We start from the raw sequence: 15,214 nt of genomic DNA on the forward strand, positions 1-15,214 counted from the left end.
AGGAACACATGACCGAACATATTGAAACGCTATTCGAACAATTTTTACAGGCCAGCGATATGCCGCAAAAGCAACAGGCGGTGCTGACGGCCAGCTTGACGCTATTTGCTGAGAAGGGATTCGAAGCCACCAGCACTCGCGATATTGCCACGGCAGCCAATGTGGCTGAGGGTACGGTATATCGACAGTTTAAAACCAAGGCGCAGATTCTGCAGGCCATTTTGCAGCCATTCACCGAGCATGTTTTTCCCAAAGCCATGAATGAGTTCTTGCAGGTGGTCACGCAGCAACAAAAGATGCCATTTGAGCAATTCTTACGGCTGATTTTGCGCGATCGCATCACCTTCTTATTTCAAAACCATAATTCGGCCAAAGTCTTTTTGGGTGAATTATTCAAACGCCCCGACATGGTGCAACAGATGCAGGCACTGTTTGTCACTCGGGCACAACCCATCATTGCTGACGTGATTGCGCAGTACCAGCGCGCCCGCCAACTCGTTGATTGGCCGGCGGAGCGCATCATGCGCTACATTGTGGGCACGGTCTTGAGCTATATCTTGCCCGTGTTATTGACGAATCATACCGCTAAGGCGATTGATGATGTGGTCAATGAGAGTGCAGAATTTCTCTTGCGGGGACTAGCGCCAACGGACTAATCGGTTGAATCAATCATGACGGCGCGAATATCGGTGATGGCCACAAAGTTAGCATCGCCCAGATAGAGCATCTGATTTTCCCACCCTTGGATGCGGCCGATGAGGGGAACTTGAAACCGTTGCTCGAGGTCAGTGATATTCGTGTAGATAATCACCGTTTGTTGCTTGGTTTGTGCTTGCTCGAGGATGGTCTTGATGTGAGCGGGCAGCATGGGGGCAGGAATCTGCTGGTGCCACATTTGTTCGGCGTCCTTGGCTTCAGCCTTGAGTGCGCTGGTGTGATCGGAGAGGTAGTAACCCTGCCACTTCAACATGCCCCGGTCGTGATAATCATTCCTAAAGAATTGGGCGGCGGTTGCTTCCGGGTCGTCGACTGGTCGAATGTGCATGTGAATCATTCCTTTGAATGAGATAATGGTTGCTCGGCCAAAATTGGCCTTCAAAATTACGAAAGTAAATCGATAATTGCGTGTGTGGCGCAACGCTGCGAGCAGTCGCTCGAGATAAATCAAATCATATTGGGTCACCGAATGGAGCGGAATTGAGCGCTCGCGGTGGCCCTTTTTGAGGCTGTGAAAAAGAAATTGTATTGCTGATCGAAGTGATCATCGACAACCACCAACCAGTAACGCGTGTGCATCGCACGGGTGAAGAGGGTGTCGATTTTACTGGTGATGAGGACCAAATCGTTATGCATAGGCGTTACCCCCATTGTGCCCGCCGACAAGGGAAGCGCGCTGGATGGCGGTGCCGCCATCAATCAGGCTGCGCGCATAGATGAGGGCGGTGAAGCCGAAACGATCGCGAATGGTATCGACCAAGGCATCGATATCGGCTCGCCGTAACTGTTGCTGCGGCGGGGCGAAAAGGTTGAGCTGTAGTCCCGTATCTTGATGCAACTTGCCAGCGGAAACGGCAATGTTGCGCACGACTTGGCCGTCCCATGACTGACGAAAAATGTGGAAGAGCGCATCAATAATCGGCTGGTTGCGATTGGTGCTGTCAATGGTGACGGTGTGGGCAAAGCCACTACCACCGCCACTTTCCTTGGTGGCATAGGCAAATCCAATGGCGAGACTGATTCGCGTTGCCTGCACATGGTGGTGGCGCAACCGAGAAGCGACTTGCTCACCGATTTCTTTGATGACGGTCTCGATTTCATTTTGGAGGCGATAATCGCGCGGCAACACCTGAGAATTGCCGTAGCTGCGTTCCTTTGGGGTGGCGCGGTAACGCGGTTTGGCGCGATCGACGCCCCAAGCGGTGGCGTACAACTGGGCGCCGATAACACCCATCTCGGCCTTGAGCTGCCAGGGATCGGTGGCAGCGAGTTCGCCCATCGTGTGAATGCCTAGGCGGTTGAGGTGGTCAGCGGTGCGCCTGCCGATACCCCAGACCTCGGTCAGGTCAGTGATGGGCCAGATCAAATCCTGCACGGTTTGGTAATGAATCTCGGCAATCAAATCGACATTGTGCTTGGCGTAGAGATCCAGAGCGAGTTTGGCCTGGGTGGGATTATCGCCGATACCAATCGTGGTGTAGAGGCCGAGCTCCTCTCGCACGGTCGTCTGAATTCGTTCGGCCACTTGGCGCGGTGAGCCGCCAAATAAGCGCCAGGAGTGCGTGAGATCGAGTAAGGATTCATCGATGGAATAGGGAAGCAGATCCTCATCGGCGACAAAGCTTTTAAAAATTGCATTAATCTCTAAATTCCGCTTGATGTAGAGATTCATCCGTGGCGGCACCACTATCAGCTTTTCATCTTGTGGCAAGTCGCGTTGCCGCGAGACGTTGGCCTGCAAATGAAAAAGCTTCTTTGCCATGGGTGAAGTTGCCAGAATCAGGCCGCCATTGGTGTTGGCCTGTTCGCTCATCACGACTAAGCAGGTCTCCAGTGGCGGCAGACCGCGCATGCTGGCCTCGACACTGGCATAACGACTTGTTATCAATCAGAAAAAAAGACGCCACGTGGTTCATCGTGATAGTCCATAAGAACTCCTCCCCGTCAGATTGATTATACAAATAATACGAACATATGTTCGTCTATGTCAAGCGGAAATTATGCCTGCCGAGATAAAAACGGTGAAACAGATTATGATTTCTTGAAAAAAGTTTCATGAAACATCCTATCATTGGTCTAGTCCTAAAGTTGATTAAATAACTGAAATACGGTTTCAATCCATTTCACGACAACTGCGAAACCGCTTAACATAAAACGCGCTGTCACGTTGTTTATCAAATGTAACAGCTCCGATAAAGCATAGTGACGCGCGTCGCGGGCAGTATATCAATATTGTTTTCGTTAAACGTGTCTACCTGTGATAATGAGAAAATAAACGTTGTTATTAGTTTTTTCGATTGTTTAGGAATTTTTAATATGCTATAACTGAAATGTAAGCGGGAACACAAAAAGAAATGGAGGGAATTTTTATGCAAGGATTTATCGCATTCATGGAGAAACATTTTCTACCTGTAGCTGCGAAAATCGGGAATCAACGCCACTTGGTTGCGATTCGTGATGCGTTCGCTTACACAATGCCTTTAATGATCCTCGGGGCCTTTGCCGTATTGATTAATAACTTACCAATACCGGGTTGGGCGAACTTAATGAACAGCATCTTCAGTGAGAAGATTAAGGGTACATATATCTGGACAATGTTTGGGGGCAATATCTGGAACGGGACATTCGCTATTTTAGGGATTATGATTGCCTTCTTAGTTGCCTATAACCTGGGTAAGTCATACGATGTTAATCCTGTGGCTTCTGGGATCGTTTCATTGGGTGGATTCTTTGCTGTCGGCGGTGCTGCCGGCATGGATGCATCCGGATTATTCATTGCTTTGATTGTAGCCATTATTTCAGTTGAAATGTTCCGTCGTCTTTCTGGTAACAAGCACTTAGTCATCAAGATGCCTGATGGTGTGCCACCTGCAGTTGCTGCTTCTTTCGCAGCATTACTGCCAGCGATGATTACCATCTCTGTTGTGGCCCTTGTGACAACCTTCTTCAACGCTGCACACGTTGAAAATGTTGTGACAGCTTTCTACGCAGCCGTTCAAAAACCATTCATGGGGATGGCCAACAGTTATCCAACAGCGCTGTTACTGGCATTCATCACCCCATTCCTCTGGTTCTTCGGGTTACATGGTGCTAACATGATCGAACCATTCATGCAAACCATCAACGCCCCAGCTATCACTGCTAACTTAGCAGCGATGAAGGCCGGCAAGGATATTCCTTATATCGTTAACAAGCCATTATTCGACTCATTCGTTAACATGGGTGGTACTGGTGTGACTATCAGCTTGATTATTGCCATCTTCTTGGTTGGTCGTAAGAACAAAGCCTATATGACCGTGACAAGTTTGGCCACAGCACCTGGGATCTTCAACATCAATGAACCGCTGATGTTCGGGTTACCAATTGTGTTGAACCCAATCCTGTTCGTGCCATTCATTTTGGCACCAATGGTATGTATTACAGTGGCATACGTTGCAACAGCCGTCGGATTCATGCCGGCATGTACCGTGATGGCACCATGGGTTACACCACCAATCATCGGTGGGATTATCGCCACAGCTAGTTGGCAAGGTGGGGTTATTGCCGCATTGAACATTGTGTTGGCAACGCTCATCTATCTCCCATTCGTCTATATGGGAACGGTCATGGAACAAAACGTGAAGCGAGCCAAGCTTAATTAAAAGAGTGCGAACCCACACAGTTTGGCTGTGAGCACTAACGGAGACTAGCGCTACAATTGCGGTTTATGCAATTGGCGCTAGTTTTTGTTAGGCGGAACAGGCAGTGTGGGTAAGCATGTTTAGAGCGTGACGAGTCCCGGTTAGCAAACGAGGTATAACGAAACTTTCGAGTTTTGTCATACCTCGTTTTTATATTGAAATTAACTAATATAGTGTTAAACTATATGTAATCGGTTACATATGGAGGCGGTAAAATGAATTTTGGTAAGCATTTCAAGACGATTTATTCGGTGCGATTCGATCAAACGACACTGCGCTTTGAGGATTATCCGGAGTTGGCAACGCTAGGCAACTGGATTCAACACCGGGAACCGTTGATGTGGGCATGCGAATCAACGTTGCACTACGATGAGTTTCAACAGGGGTTCTACCGCATCACAGACATGGATGCCACGCGGGTCAAAATTTTTGATGGCGCACCAGGACTTTATCGCGCACCACTAGCGCAGAATGACATCTATAAAGATTAAAGCAAGTAAATATAATCTCCGGTCAATTCTTTTTGGAATGACCGGGGATTATTTTTGTTATAATGGGCAAAAACAGATCGGAGGAAGTCAATGATTCAATCGATTAATCGAAATCCGATGTTACTACAGCAAAAAGCGGTGTCAGCAACACGCGCGGATGTGTCCGTGGCCCAGGATTTGCTGGACACGCTGATGGCACATCGCGATCACTGTGTGGGTATGGCGGCGAATATGATTAGCGTCAACAAGCGCGTGATCGTGTGCCAACTGGGCATGTTGCCAGTGGCAATGATCAATCCTGAAATAACGGCGAAACACGACGCCTATCAAACCAGCGAAGGGTGCCTCTCCTTATCCGGTGAACGTGAAACAACGCGCTATCAACGCATTCGCGTGCGCTACTTGGATATGCAATTCCAACCGCACGAGCAGGAATTCACGGATTTTGCTGCCCAGATTATTCAACATGAAGTGGATCACTGTGAAGGTATCTTGATTTAGCGCTACGCTTCACACGAAAGGAAGTACCATGCAAACACTGTATCTTGTCGGTTTATTGCTGGTTGGGGTCATCGCGGCCAATATCGTCAAACAATTTATGCCGCGGATTCCCGACGCGTTTATCTTTATCGGAATGGGCTTGTTACTCTCGTTCACGCCGATTTTTCATAACTTTGAGTTAGAACCTGAGTTTTTCATGCTGGTCATTATTGCCCCGTTAATGTTTGTGGACGGGCAGCGTCAATCATTTGAGAAAATCCGGCAAAATTTGGTGTCATCTTCATGCTATCAGTGGTGCTGATTGTGGCTACGGTGCTCATCGTTGGACTGCTCACCAATTTTGTTGAGACCAACTGGACACTGCCGCTGGCCATCGCACTGGTCGCGATTGTGACTCCAACGGATGCCGTTGCGGTCAAATCGATTACGGGTGGCACAAACGGGGCAATGCCGAGTGGTGTCGGTGATGCGCTGGAACTAGAGTCACTGTTCAATGATGCGACTGGGCTGGTCATGTTAGATTTGGCCTTGTCCGTGCTTGAAAAGGGCAGTTTTTCATTGGCATCAGGATTGCAGCATTTTGCTTTTGTTGCTATCGGTGGTGTCTTAATCGGGATTGGCCTGGGGCTACTGATTGTCAGTTTGCGCGTGTGGCTGAATGTCCACGCGACCAATCCAGAAACGACAATTATTCCCATCAGTCTGCTGACACCATTTGCCGTCTATCTGATTGCTGAATTCTTCGGTGTCTCAGGGATTTTGGCGGTGGTGGCATCGGGAATTGTTCACAACTGGGAATCCGTGCGGTTGCGGCTCACATCAACCCAGGTGCAACTCACGTCCACGACCATTTGGAATACCATTACCAATATTTTGAATAGCATTGTCTTCATGATTTTGGGCTTATCGCTGCCGGTTGTCTGGAGTGATTTTGTCGATATGGGTGGCATCGATTCACTGCAATTGATTGGCCTCTCTGTCCTCATCTATGCGGCCATGTTGGCTGTGCGTTACGTATGGGCGTTGCGTGAAGACAATCCATCTGTGCGGTCGTTACTCGGCTCATCAGAACAAGTGCGGCACGAGCGATACGCGCGCATCTTTGCCTTTGGTGGCATCCACGGCACCATGACACTGGCGATGGCTTTTTCGCTGCCACGTGTCATCAGTCGCCATGCCTTTCCGCATCGCGAAGAGCTGATCATCGTAGCCACCATGGTGATTTTGATCAGTATGGTCGTTAGCGCGCTGGTATTGCCACGACTCATGCCGGAGAACACGACAGGCTACACGGATGACGATCTCGCTCATGTGCGCAACAAAATGGTCGATTACGCGACCTTGCAAGTGCGCCCACACATCGATGACCATGATGTGCGTGAGGCACTCACCACGCAATTGCAGACACAAAAAGGTTGGGTGGAACGGCCGGTCATTGATAATGACTTTCAGCAATTGTTGGATGGTACCAAGGACTACATTCGCACCTATGTCCATAGTGATGAAGTGGATGCGAACTACGGGCCCATGGTGGTCGATATTTATGACAAGATCCTCAACAACTGGAATTCACAGTTCAAGAATAAACATACGTTGAAACATGAAATGCACGTGCTGAAGAAACAGTACAAACACGCGAAGTGGCATGTTAAACATGGCGTGGTCACACCGCGGCAACGCGAACGCTCACGTGAACAATTTAAGGCCAGCAAGACGCCTGAAGAATGGGCACAGTGGAAAGATACGCGCACGGCGGTGACCAACCTGAATACGGAAGTCATGGCACATGTCGATGTCTTCTTGGATAATACCTTGCGCGAGCGTTTGGGTGAGCACCAGAGTCAAAACTCATACATCTATGCGGTGCGCCAAGCCGTCAATGATTATCTGACGCGGGTGAGCCACGATTATAATCGTGAAACAATCAAGGTCGATAGTGACTTGTATATTCAAGCGTTCCAGTTTGAATATAACTTGTTCAGCAGGCCAGCAGCCAATTACCACACAGCATGGTCAGCACGCTGTACAGTGAGATTAACCAGGCGCAAACGCTACAGTTGCAACAATTAGAACAACTGGAAGAACTGAATACCGAAAACGAAAAACTCGCGTTGGAACGAGGATAAAATTAAAAAAGGTGACATCGGAGCTGAATCGCTTCGGTGTCACCTTTTTGATTTTAGGGGATTTGTCACGCTCTAAACGCGTTCCCAAAGGCAAAACACTCCGGTTAGCTCATCTTTGCCGAAGCCACAAACCGGCTTCTGGCCAAGATTTTGCTAATCCTCATGTTTTAAGCGCCTTTGATCACGCTCTAAACGTGCTCACCCACACTGCCTGCTCCGCCTAACAAAAACTAGCGCCAATTGCACAAACCGCAATTGTTGCGCTAGTCTCCGTTAGTGCTCACAGCCAATTCGTGTGGGTTCGCACTCTAACGCCTTTGGTCACGCTCTAAATAATACTTCCAATCGTGAATAGCAGGGTGTAACCGATAAAGAACAGCGTCGTGCTCTTAATAACGCCCATGTATGTCTTTTGCTTGTCAGGTAAAGCAAAGAAGGGCTTGAGGCCGCGCCACATTGGAATCAAGATCAAACTACTGAACAGCACGGGCCAAGGGGCAAATCCGAGCGCCACGTTAGCCAGTGGCCACAGTGCACCGACAACGTTGACAACCTTCATAATGATGATGGCATTGTTTGCACCTGTGAAATAAGGCAGGGTGTAGCGATGGTTAGCGATGTCTTCTTTGAGGTCGGCGATGTTGTTAGCCAGTTGGACCCCGAAGAAAATCAGCGTCTGCGGTAAGGCAACGAGGAAGACCTCGCCGGCTACTTGCCAAGTGAATGGGTGCTGTCCATAGAGGCAGACATAGACGCAGGTGAGTTGAATCAAGTAAGAGATAGAGAGTGCCACGGTCGTTTCAGCCAATGGGGTGGCATTGATGGGGAACTTACCGGCCGTATAGAAGATGCCGATGAAGTACCCGATAGCCCCGAAGATTAAGACCGGCCAACCCGTGCGCAAGAACAGGAAGAAGCCGGGAATAGCTGAAATGACATATAAGGCAATCATCAGTTTGCGGACACCGCTGAGTGGCAGATTCAATTTGCCAATCACGTTGACCTTTTTGGTGTAGTACTCCCGGTCGTGCGCGTGCTTGTAATCGAAATAATTATCCGAGACGTTTACGGCGAGATCGAAAATAAAGACGTCGAGCAAACACAGAATGACGTTCACCAAATTGATGGTGCCGTAGAGATATTGCGCGGCCGCTGTTCCCAAAATAAACCAAATCACATTCAAGGGTGCGATATAGATTTCGGTGATGGCAACAAATGTTGGCCAAGTGAACCAAGATTTAGACATATGTATTCCTCCAATGATGTACGTTTCATATTATAGTGGATGTCGCGGCAACAACCAATGCTGGTGACTCGTAAAATTCGCGAGTGCGCAAAACGAGTCGTTGCGGCATCGCGTTGTATAATAAAAACGAATTGAAACGGAAAACAGGAGGATGATGACGATGCAATTAACTTTTCACGGGCACGCTTGTATGATGTTGACGACGGATGAAGGCAAACAAATTCTGGTCGATCCATGGATTGATGGCAATCCTCAGACCGATTTGGATCTAGATGTGAAGTGCGATGCGATTCTGGTGACACACGGCCATCACGATCACAGTGGCGATATGATTGAAATCAGTAAGCGCAACAATGCACCTATCATCGGCATGCCTGAGCTGGTTCATTACGCTCAGAGCCAAGGCGCGCCAGAAGGCCATCCAATGAATCTGGGTGGAAAGTGGACGTTTGATTTTGGGACCGTCAAAGTCATCCATGCCCAACACAGCTCAAGTCTCGAAATTAATGGGTTACCTGTCTATATGGGCGAGGCATGTGGCTACATGGTCACGGCCGATGATAAGACCATTTATTTCGCGGGTGATACCTCAAATTTTGGTGATATGAGTTTGTTCGGTAATGGCTTTGATATTGATGTTGCGGTCTTACCGATTGGCGGTAACTTCACCATGGGGCCAGAGGAGGCTGCCAGTGCGGCTAAGCGGCTCAAGGCTAAGCACGTGTACCAATTCACTACAATACGTTCCCATTGATTAAGCAAGACCCTACGGCGTTTGCAGCACTGTTACCAGAAGGTGTGGTTGAAATCGTTAAACCCGGTGAGAGTGTTACCGTCTAAAGTCAAAAAGCGTGTCACGGCCCATGTGGATCACGTGATACGCTTTTTAAGTGGCTAGTTGAGCGCGCCTTCGATTGTCTTGATATCGGGTCGCTGATCATAGGCGATGATGGTGCGTAAAGCGGCCGTGATGGCGATGAGATCTTGGTCGAGCGTTAGGCTGGGCTGCTTATCAGGGGCCTGTTCAGGCAGATAAGGAATATGGATGAAACCAGCCTTGAGTGTGGGATAATCTTTGGCGCGGATGAATTGGGAGACATACATCAGATGATTGCAGACGAATGTGCCGGCGGAATTGGAGACTTGGGCGGGCACACCAGCCTTGCGAATCGCTTGAACGATGGCCTTGAGTGGCAGCTGGGTGAAGTAGGCTGAATCTCCCGTTGTGGCAATGGGTTCATCCACGGGTTGATCGCCTCGATTGTCCGGAATGCGCGCGTCGTCGAGATTGATGGCGACTCGCTCAATCGTGACGGCATTTCGACCGCCTGCCTGACCGATATGAAGCACAACATCGGGTTGGGATTTCGCGATAGCTTCCTGCATCAGCGGCATCATGGCGCTGAAAACAGTTGGTACCTCGAGTTTAATAATCGTTGCACCATCTAGCTGCTCCGGCAGGCGTTTGACCACTTCTAGCGCGGGATTAATCGTGGCCCCACCAAAGGATCAAAACCAGTCACGAGAATTTTCATCATGAAGCCCCCTTTATTGATTACTAAGTTAAGCGTTGCTAGCGCGCTCGTCAATGATAATGCGTGTTATTTGTTGTTCGTTTTTGTTTATTTTTGTGGAAACGGTTTCTATTTTCGCGTATAATAGAGATAACAAACAAAGAGAAGGAAGTGCAACCATGACACAACGTCGGAAAACTTACTTATTCTGGGCTGCCATTGTGATTATCGCTAGTCTGTTCGGAACATACATGAACAACGAAATTGTACGCTTGGGTCAAGTCTTCATCACCGTTTATGCGCTGTATCGCTTGTTGAAGATGGATGGCGCTTTGAAGCGGGCCGAACGTGCCGCACATCGAACCAAAATCTAAATCAAGTATTGTTGGCAATAAAAAATGAGGTTGCGATCATCCGCAAGGATTTGGTCGCAACCTCTTTTTGTTTGACGATTCATAGCGATTACATAAAAAAACCACCCGCATGGCGAGTGGCTTCTAAGTCATTATGCTGTTGCATCTGCTGCTTTATCAGTCGTAGCGGATGGGACAAGTTTAACGTCATCGTTAACTTCGTGACCAGCGTCCGCATACTTTTGATTACGCTTCTTCATTTCGTGACGGTACCACATGAAGATAGCGAGATAGGCAACTAATGCCAGTGCTGCGTAGAGAATCATCATGATATCACCCTTAGAAGCTTTACCAACTAAGATGGCGATGAATTGTTCGATAGGACCTTCTTTGGTAGCGGAACTGAACAAGCCAGTTGCTGGGATACCAGGAGCGTGTAAGGCACGCGCGGTTGATGTGATAAATGGTGCAGATAATGTGCCGGCCCACAGGAACAGTGGTAATTCCAAAGCCCCGATAACGATCATCCGAATAATCCGACCACGTGTGACAACTAACAGAGCAGGGGTAACACCCATGGCGATAATCCCACCTAAAGGTAAAATCTTGTTACCAGGGAGAACCAGTGCTTCGAGTAACATAATTGGTGCTAAGACGTTGGCAGCAGCCCAGATTTCGGCACGGCCAGCTAAGAAAGGCCAGTCCAAACCGATGTTTAACATCCGGCCGTTTAAGCGCTTGTTGGCAAGGTCAGTCACACCTTGTGAGAGTGGTTCAACAGCAGCGATAAACCATGAACCGATCAAGCTGAATAACTCCAAGCAGGTTGCGGCCATGAAGGCTAACGTTGCAATTTGGGTAATGTTTTGACGTGACAGTAAACCAATGAAGATCCCAAGATAGATCCCGATGGCGAAACGACTGCCCCAGAAACCGATCTTTTGGTTCAGCTTAGCAGCATCGAAATCGTACTTGTCTAACCAAGGGAAAATCTTGTCGAATAACTTGTCGAAGACCATGATGATAGGGTTCATCATGTAGTTCAAGTGAGTTGTGGTCATTGGGTTTTCCCAATCATCCAACAGATCGTTGAAGGTAGGCTTCATCAAGTCAGAGTTGATAATCTTCAAGATCCCGATGAAGATAACCAGTAATGTTGCGATGAACAGATTGGCACCCATAAAAATGGCTAATAACCCGGTGAATGATAAGTGCCAGATATCGAAAATATCAACGTCGAGGGTGTTTGTCTTGTTCCAGAACAACATAACTAAGTTAACAATAACTAAGATAGCTAAGAAAAACAGGGTATATGGTGAGCCCCAAGTAATGGTAGCTAATGGTGCCCAACCCAAGTCGGTGATGGAAAGGTCAATCCCAGTCGACTTAACAAACGCATTCAGCGCTGGTTGATAAGTAGTGGTCAATAACCCAATGACACTACTGATCGCAGTTAACGCAATCGCTAACTTAATCCCACCTTCAAGGGCTCGGGTGAATTTGACCCCGACAGCCCAGGCAATCAAGGTCAGGACAATCAGCATAATCGATGGCGCACCCATATCAATGATAGGCTTGAATATCGTGTTGGCGAAATCAATGACGGCTTGCATTCTTTCTCACTCCTTCTATATATGTATGTGGATGACCCAGTGTCACCCGCATGGTCTAAAACCCAAAGTTAGATGATGCCCGTTGACATGAAAAGTAGGCTAACGAATTAGCCCAGCTTTTCTTCCTTAATCACATTTTCAACCTTGTCATAGACAGGCTTTGCCATTGCAGGCATCCGATACAAGATAGGGCCAGCGTTGACAGTAGGGATGTTGACGTCAAAACCTAAGTCAGTCTTTGAGATTGGGGTGAAAATATCATAGTCTTTCAGCATGTCTTGGGTGATATCCTTCACCATGACAGCATCGGCACGGACATCATAACCGCGCTTCTTCATTTCGGTTTCCATTGCTTCCTTGATTTGGTGACTTGAGTTAACACCAGCACCACATGCAGCTAAAATCTTAATCATGATCAGTTTCCTCCTAATATAAGTTAGTTTTTAAAATGCGTTGCCAAAAGTTGATAAATACTGTCGGTATCTGTTGCGTTGAACAAGTTTTCCAATTCGCTCTGAGGCGTTGTGGTTAAGAAGTCCATAATCTGAGCGAGCACGTTGGCTTGGCCTTCAGGATCGTTGTTCAGAATCATGAAGAGGAACTTAACTGGAAATGTTTGTTCTGGATCAATCATGTTGTGAAACGTGATGGGATGATTCAACTTGATAGGAACAATGCGACGCGTGTTCACGAATTCGCCTTCCGTATGGGGAATAGCGACGTTAGGGTAATCGGTGTTCACAACACTCATATCAATCCCGGTTGGATAATTGCGTTCACGCTCGGTCAAATTATCATAGAATGTAGGCTTGACCGCGCCTAATGTTTCGAGTCTCGCTGAGACCTGCTTAAAAACATCTTCCTGTGTGGTTGCGTCTTCGATGAAGATGAGTTCAGGAGAGAAGAGCTTACTGTGTGCAGGTTCGATCATCATGGGCCACCTCTGTTTCTAAATGTTTTGTTTTGTTCTAACTTGTTACAACTCTCATTATATACAAACGCTTCCAAACGTCAACCACTTTTTGTAATCGCTTTTTTAATAACGCGAGTTTTCCTATAGAGACGTAAAAACACCGAAAATATTTGAATTTTAGCGCTTGACGTCACTGAACTGGCATGGTATCTTATACACGTAATAAATAAACAAAACAAACAATTAAGAACAAAAGCGAGGCGACTCAATGCTGAAACGAGAAAGATTACTCACCATTAGACAACTCGTGGACCAGAAGGGGATTGTGACGGTCAATGAAATCGGCGAACAGCTCAATGTTTCGACGATGACTGTCCGGCGCGATCTCGATGAATTGGCAGAGGACAAGACCATTATCCGGATTCACGGGGGTGCGCAAAGCCGTAACTACGTGAAAATGACCGAACTGTCCCGGGTAGAGAAACGAGCTTTGCATGTCGATGCCAAGAACGAAATTGCCAAGATTGTGGCATCCATGATTGAACCGGGCGATACCGTGTACTTGGGGCCTGGCACAACCAATGAACTGGTCGCACAACATTTGGAAGTCGCCGATGTGCGTCTGATCACCAATAGCTTGCCCGTATTTGAAAGCTTTGAGGATAAGACGAACCGCTACACGCTCCAATTGATTGGTGGCAGTTACCGCGCACGGTCGGGCACTTTCATTGGTAGTTTGGCTAACGAGATGTTGGAACGCTTGCGCTTCACGAAGGCGTTCATCAGTGTCAACGGTATCTCTGGCAAATCTGTCAGTAATGCCAGCCCTGAAGAGGGCCAAACGCAACGCATTGCCTTGAACAATGCGGATCAACGCTATGTTGTGGGTGACCACAGCAAGTTGAACAAGCGTGACTTCTATAGTTTCTACGACCTCGATCAAATCGATGGTCTCATCACCGATAGCGGCGCAAGTCCGACCGCCATTGCTGAATGCAATCAGATTACAAAGGTGATCACAGCTCCTGTGATCCCAGACAATAAGGAGGAAAAGTAACATGGATGTTGTCATTGGTGCAGATAAAGATGGATTTGAAATGAAGGAAGCTGTTAAGCAATACCTGAAGGACAACCAATATCGTGTGATCGATGTTTCCGAAACACCATCAGATGATTTTGTGGATTCTTCACTGGCAGTGACAGACGTCATCATGAAGGGCCAAGCACACAAGGCAATCATGTTTGATCGCTACGGTGTCGGTTCTGCGATGGCTTCAAACAAGGTCAAGGGTATGGTCACAGCGAACGTTGCTGAAGAAAATACCGCCCACATGACCGCTGAACATAACGGCGCCAAGGCCATCGCCATTGGTACCGGGATTGTCGGTTACGACAAGGCCTTGTTAATCATCCAACGTTACTTGGACACCGAATATGCGGGTGGCCGTCATCAAGTTCGTTTGGACATGTTGGAAAAAATGATCTAATTGATTCGATAAACTGAAGACGAAAAGCGATTCAAGGAGGAACGAGCATGATTATTTCAATCGGTAACGACCACATCGTGACAGACGTTAAGATTCAAATCTCAGATATGTTGAAGGACATGGGCCACACCGTCATTGACGAAGGCACTTACGACAAGCACCGGACCCACTACCCAATTTACGGGAAGAAAGTGGCCGAAGATGTTGCTGATGGCCGCGCTGACTTAGGTGTTGTGCTGTGTGGGACCGGGATCGGGATTTCCACTGCTGCTGATAAGAACGATGATATTCGCGCAGCGTTGGTTTCTGATGTCACCTCGGCTAAGTACGCACGGGAACAATTGAATGCCAACATCATCGGTTTTGGTGGCGCCACAGTCGGCGAACACTTGGCTGAAGATATCGTCAAGGCCTTCCTCGATGCCAACTACAAGGAAGACGAAGCCAACAAGGCAATCATCAACAAGATTGATAACATTGCCACACCAAATCCAGATCAAAAAGACAACCCACACTTCTTTGATGAAGAAATTGAAAAGTGGAACGAAGGCGTTTATCACGATTAATGCGTGA

16 protein-coding genes and 3 pseudogenes are annotated in these 15,214 nt (G+C 47.8%); 11 read left to right on the forward strand and 8 right to left on the reverse strand.

Translation table 11 applies throughout. The features are described from left to right. Nucleotides 1–8 precede the first annotated feature (8 nt). On the forward strand, nt 9–656 hold the full coding sequence (locus tag JCM17471_RS01730; RefSeq protein WP_054776575.1) for a TetR/AcrR family transcriptional regulator: 648 nt from the start codon (nt 9–11) through the stop codon (nt 654–656). Here JCM17471_RS01730 and JCM17471_RS01735 read toward each other — a convergent pair. From JCM17471_RS01735 to JCM17471_RS01740, 3 genes and pseudogenes are all read right to left on the reverse strand, one after another. Continuing rightward, entirely contained in the window at nt 653–1,183 is a 531-nt protein-coding gene (locus JCM17471_RS01735) for a hypothetical protein (protein WP_054776576.1), read from the reverse strand. The two genes, JCM17471_RS01730 and JCM17471_RS01735, sit on opposite strands and share 4 nt — an antisense overlap. Continuing rightward, nucleotides 1,180–1,353 (reverse strand): hypothetical protein, encoded by a 174-nt coding sequence (locus JCM17471_RS13820; protein ID WP_156321550.1) that lies wholly within the window; start codon nt 1,351–1,353, stop codon nt 1,180–1,182. Before JCM17471_RS13820 ends, JCM17471_RS01735 begins: the two co-directional genes overlap by 4 nt. Next, nucleotides 1,346–2,646 (reverse strand): annotated as a pseudogene (locus JCM17471_RS01740) (Y-family DNA polymerase). The gene JCM17471_RS13820 and the pseudogene JCM17471_RS01740 overlap by 8 nt, the downstream one beginning before the upstream one ends. 440 nt (nt 2,647–3,086) lie before the next feature. On the opposite strand from JCM17471_RS01740, the gene JCM17471_RS01745 reads away from it, so the two are divergent. The 5 genes from JCM17471_RS01745 (at nt 3,087) to JCM17471_RS01760 (ending at nt 7,459) form a co-directional block, all read left to right on the forward strand. Next, nucleotides 3,087–4,358 (forward strand): PTS sugar transporter subunit IIC, encoded by a 1,272-nt coding sequence (locus tag JCM17471_RS01745; RefSeq protein WP_054776577.1) that lies wholly within the window; start codon nt 3,087–3,089, stop codon nt 4,356–4,358. Between the two features lie 254 nt (nt 4,359–4,612). Further along, complete coding sequence (locus tag JCM17471_RS01750; protein WP_054776578.1) at nt 4,613–4,888, forward strand: DUF3884 family protein; 276 nt, start codon at nt 4,613–4,615, stop codon at nt 4,886–4,888. 90 nt (nt 4,889–4,978) lie between these two features. Continuing rightward, nucleotides 4,979–5,389: a peptide deformylase gene (locus JCM17471_RS01755; RefSeq protein ID WP_054776579.1), complete on the forward strand. Its 411-nt coding sequence runs from the start codon at nt 4,979–4,981 to the stop codon at nt 5,387–5,389. Between the two features lie 28 nt (nt 5,390–5,417). Further along, entirely contained in the window at nt 5,418–5,690 is a 273-nt protein-coding gene (locus JCM17471_RS16345) for a hypothetical protein (protein WP_369395766.1), read from the forward strand. Further along, nucleotides 5,672–7,459, forward strand: a complete 1,788-nt coding sequence (locus JCM17471_RS01760; RefSeq protein WP_369395767.1) for a cation:proton antiporter — start codon at nt 5,672–5,674, stop codon at nt 7,457–7,459. The genes JCM17471_RS16345 and JCM17471_RS01760 overlap by 19 nt, the downstream gene beginning before the upstream one ends. Nucleotides 7,460–7,843: 384 nt before the next feature. Here JCM17471_RS01760 and JCM17471_RS01765 read toward each other — a convergent pair whose 3' ends face one another. Further along, a complete protein-coding gene (locus tag JCM17471_RS01765) occupies nt 7,844–8,761 on the reverse strand; it encodes a prenyltransferase (protein WP_054776580.1) in 918 nt (305 codons plus the stop codon). 160 nt (nt 8,762–8,921) lie between these two features. Between JCM17471_RS01765 and JCM17471_RS01770 the strand changes: the two are divergent. Then, nucleotides 8,922–9,601: pseudogene (locus JCM17471_RS01770) on the forward strand (metal-dependent hydrolase). A 54-nt stretch (nt 9,602–9,655) separates the two neighbouring features. Here the strand turns inward: JCM17471_RS01770 and pcp are convergent. After that, nucleotides 9,656–10,296, reverse strand: a pseudogene (gene pcp / locus JCM17471_RS01775) (pyroglutamyl-peptidase I). A gap of 158 nt (nt 10,297–10,454) precedes the next feature. Here pcp and JCM17471_RS01780 point away from each other — a divergent pair. Beyond that, nucleotides 10,455–10,649: a hypothetical protein gene (locus JCM17471_RS01780; protein WP_054776581.1), complete on the forward strand. Its 195-nt coding sequence runs from the start codon at nt 10,455–10,457 to the stop codon at nt 10,647–10,649. Nucleotides 10,650–10,780: 131 nt separating this feature from the next. Here JCM17471_RS01780 and JCM17471_RS01785 read toward each other — a convergent pair whose 3' ends face one another. From JCM17471_RS01785 to JCM17471_RS01795, 3 genes are all read right to left on the reverse strand, one after another. Further along, complete coding sequence (locus tag JCM17471_RS01785) at nt 10,781–12,241, reverse strand: PTS galactitol transporter subunit IIC (RefSeq protein WP_054776582.1); 1,461 nt, start codon at nt 12,239–12,241, stop codon at nt 10,781–10,783. A 107-nt stretch (nt 12,242–12,348) separates the two neighbouring features. Next, nucleotides 12,349–12,657, reverse strand: coding sequence for a PTS sugar transporter subunit IIB (locus JCM17471_RS01790; RefSeq protein WP_054776583.1), 309 nt, complete (start codon nt 12,655–12,657; stop codon nt 12,349–12,351). Between the two features lie 20 nt (nt 12,658–12,677). Continuing rightward, complete coding sequence (locus JCM17471_RS01795) at nt 12,678–13,172, reverse strand: PTS sugar transporter subunit IIA (protein ID WP_054776584.1); 495 nt, start codon at nt 13,170–13,172, stop codon at nt 12,678–12,680. 250 nt (nt 13,173–13,422) lie between these two features. On the opposite strand from JCM17471_RS01795, the gene JCM17471_RS01800 reads away from it, so the two are divergent. Genes JCM17471_RS01800 through lacB form a run of 3 tightly spaced genes read left to right on the forward strand, consistent with a single transcriptional unit; the run spans nt 13,423 to nt 15,207 of the window. After that, complete coding sequence (locus JCM17471_RS01800) at nt 13,423–14,211, forward strand: DeoR/GlpR family DNA-binding transcription regulator (protein WP_054776585.1); 789 nt, start codon at nt 13,423–13,425, stop codon at nt 14,209–14,211. A 1-nt stretch (nt 14,212) separates the two neighbouring features. After that, the gene (gene lacA, locus JCM17471_RS01805; protein ID WP_054776586.1) at nt 14,213–14,641 is read left to right on the forward strand and encodes a galactose-6-phosphate isomerase subunit LacA; all 429 of its coding nucleotides are present in this window, start codon (nt 14,213–14,215) and stop codon (nt 14,639–14,641) included. 47 nt (nt 14,642–14,688) lie between these two features. Beyond that, the gene (gene lacB, locus JCM17471_RS01810) at nt 14,689–15,207 is read left to right on the forward strand and encodes a galactose-6-phosphate isomerase subunit LacB (RefSeq protein ID WP_054776587.1); all 519 of its coding nucleotides are present in this window, start codon (nt 14,689–14,691) and stop codon (nt 15,205–15,207) included. The last annotated feature ends 7 nt before the right edge of the window (nt 15,208–15,214 follow it).

It is taken from the genome of Lacticaseibacillus saniviri JCM 17471 = DSM 24301 (assembly GCF_001311785.1).
Classification (GTDB): domain Bacteria; phylum Bacillota; class Bacilli; order Lactobacillales; family Lactobacillaceae; genus Lacticaseibacillus; species Lacticaseibacillus saniviri.

Bases quoted from the DNA above. Each gene is read 5' to 3' on its own strand.
- JCM17471_RS01780 (WP_054776581.1), top strand. From the start codon at position 10,455: ATGACACAACGTCGGAAAACTTACTTATTCTGGGCTGCCATTGTGATT.
- JCM17471_RS01800 (WP_054776585.1), top strand. From the start codon at position 13,423: ATGCTGAAACGAGAAAGATTACTCACCATTAGACAACTCGTGGACCAG.
- JCM17471_RS13820 (WP_156321550.1), bottom strand. From the start codon at position 1,353: ATGCATAACGATTTGGTCCTCATCACCAGTAAAATCGACACCCTCTTC.
- JCM17471_RS01760 (WP_369395767.1), top strand. From the start codon at position 5,672: ATGCTATCAGTGGTGCTGATTGTGGCTACGGTGCTCATCGTTGGACTG.
- JCM17471_RS16345 (WP_369395766.1), top strand. From the start codon at position 5,418: ATGCAAACACTGTATCTTGTCGGTTTATTGCTGGTTGGGGTCATCGCG.
- JCM17471_RS01785 (WP_054776582.1), bottom strand. From the start codon at position 12,241: ATGCAAGCCGTCATTGATTTCGCCAACACGATATTCAAGCCTATCATT.
- lacA (WP_054776586.1), top strand. From the start codon at position 14,213: ATGGATGTTGTCATTGGTGCAGATAAAGATGGATTTGAAATGAAGGAA.
- JCM17471_RS01745 (WP_054776577.1), top strand. From the start codon at position 3,087: ATGCAAGGATTTATCGCATTCATGGAGAAACATTTTCTACCTGTAGCT.
- JCM17471_RS01750 (WP_054776578.1), top strand. From the start codon at position 4,613: ATGAATTTTGGTAAGCATTTCAAGACGATTTATTCGGTGCGATTCGAT.
- JCM17471_RS01795 (WP_054776584.1), bottom strand. From the start codon at position 13,172: ATGATCGAACCTGCACACAGTAAGCTCTTCTCTCCTGAACTCATCTTC.
- JCM17471_RS01755 (WP_054776579.1), top strand. From the start codon at position 4,979: ATGATTCAATCGATTAATCGAAATCCGATGTTACTACAGCAAAAAGCG.
- JCM17471_RS01730 (WP_054776575.1), top strand. From the start codon at position 9: ATGACCGAACATATTGAAACGCTATTCGAACAATTTTTACAGGCCAGC.
- lacB (WP_054776587.1), top strand. From the start codon at position 14,689: ATGATTATTTCAATCGGTAACGACCACATCGTGACAGACGTTAAGATT.
- JCM17471_RS01765 (WP_054776580.1), bottom strand. From the start codon at position 8,761: ATGTCTAAATCTTGGTTCACTTGGCCAACATTTGTTGCCATCACCGAA.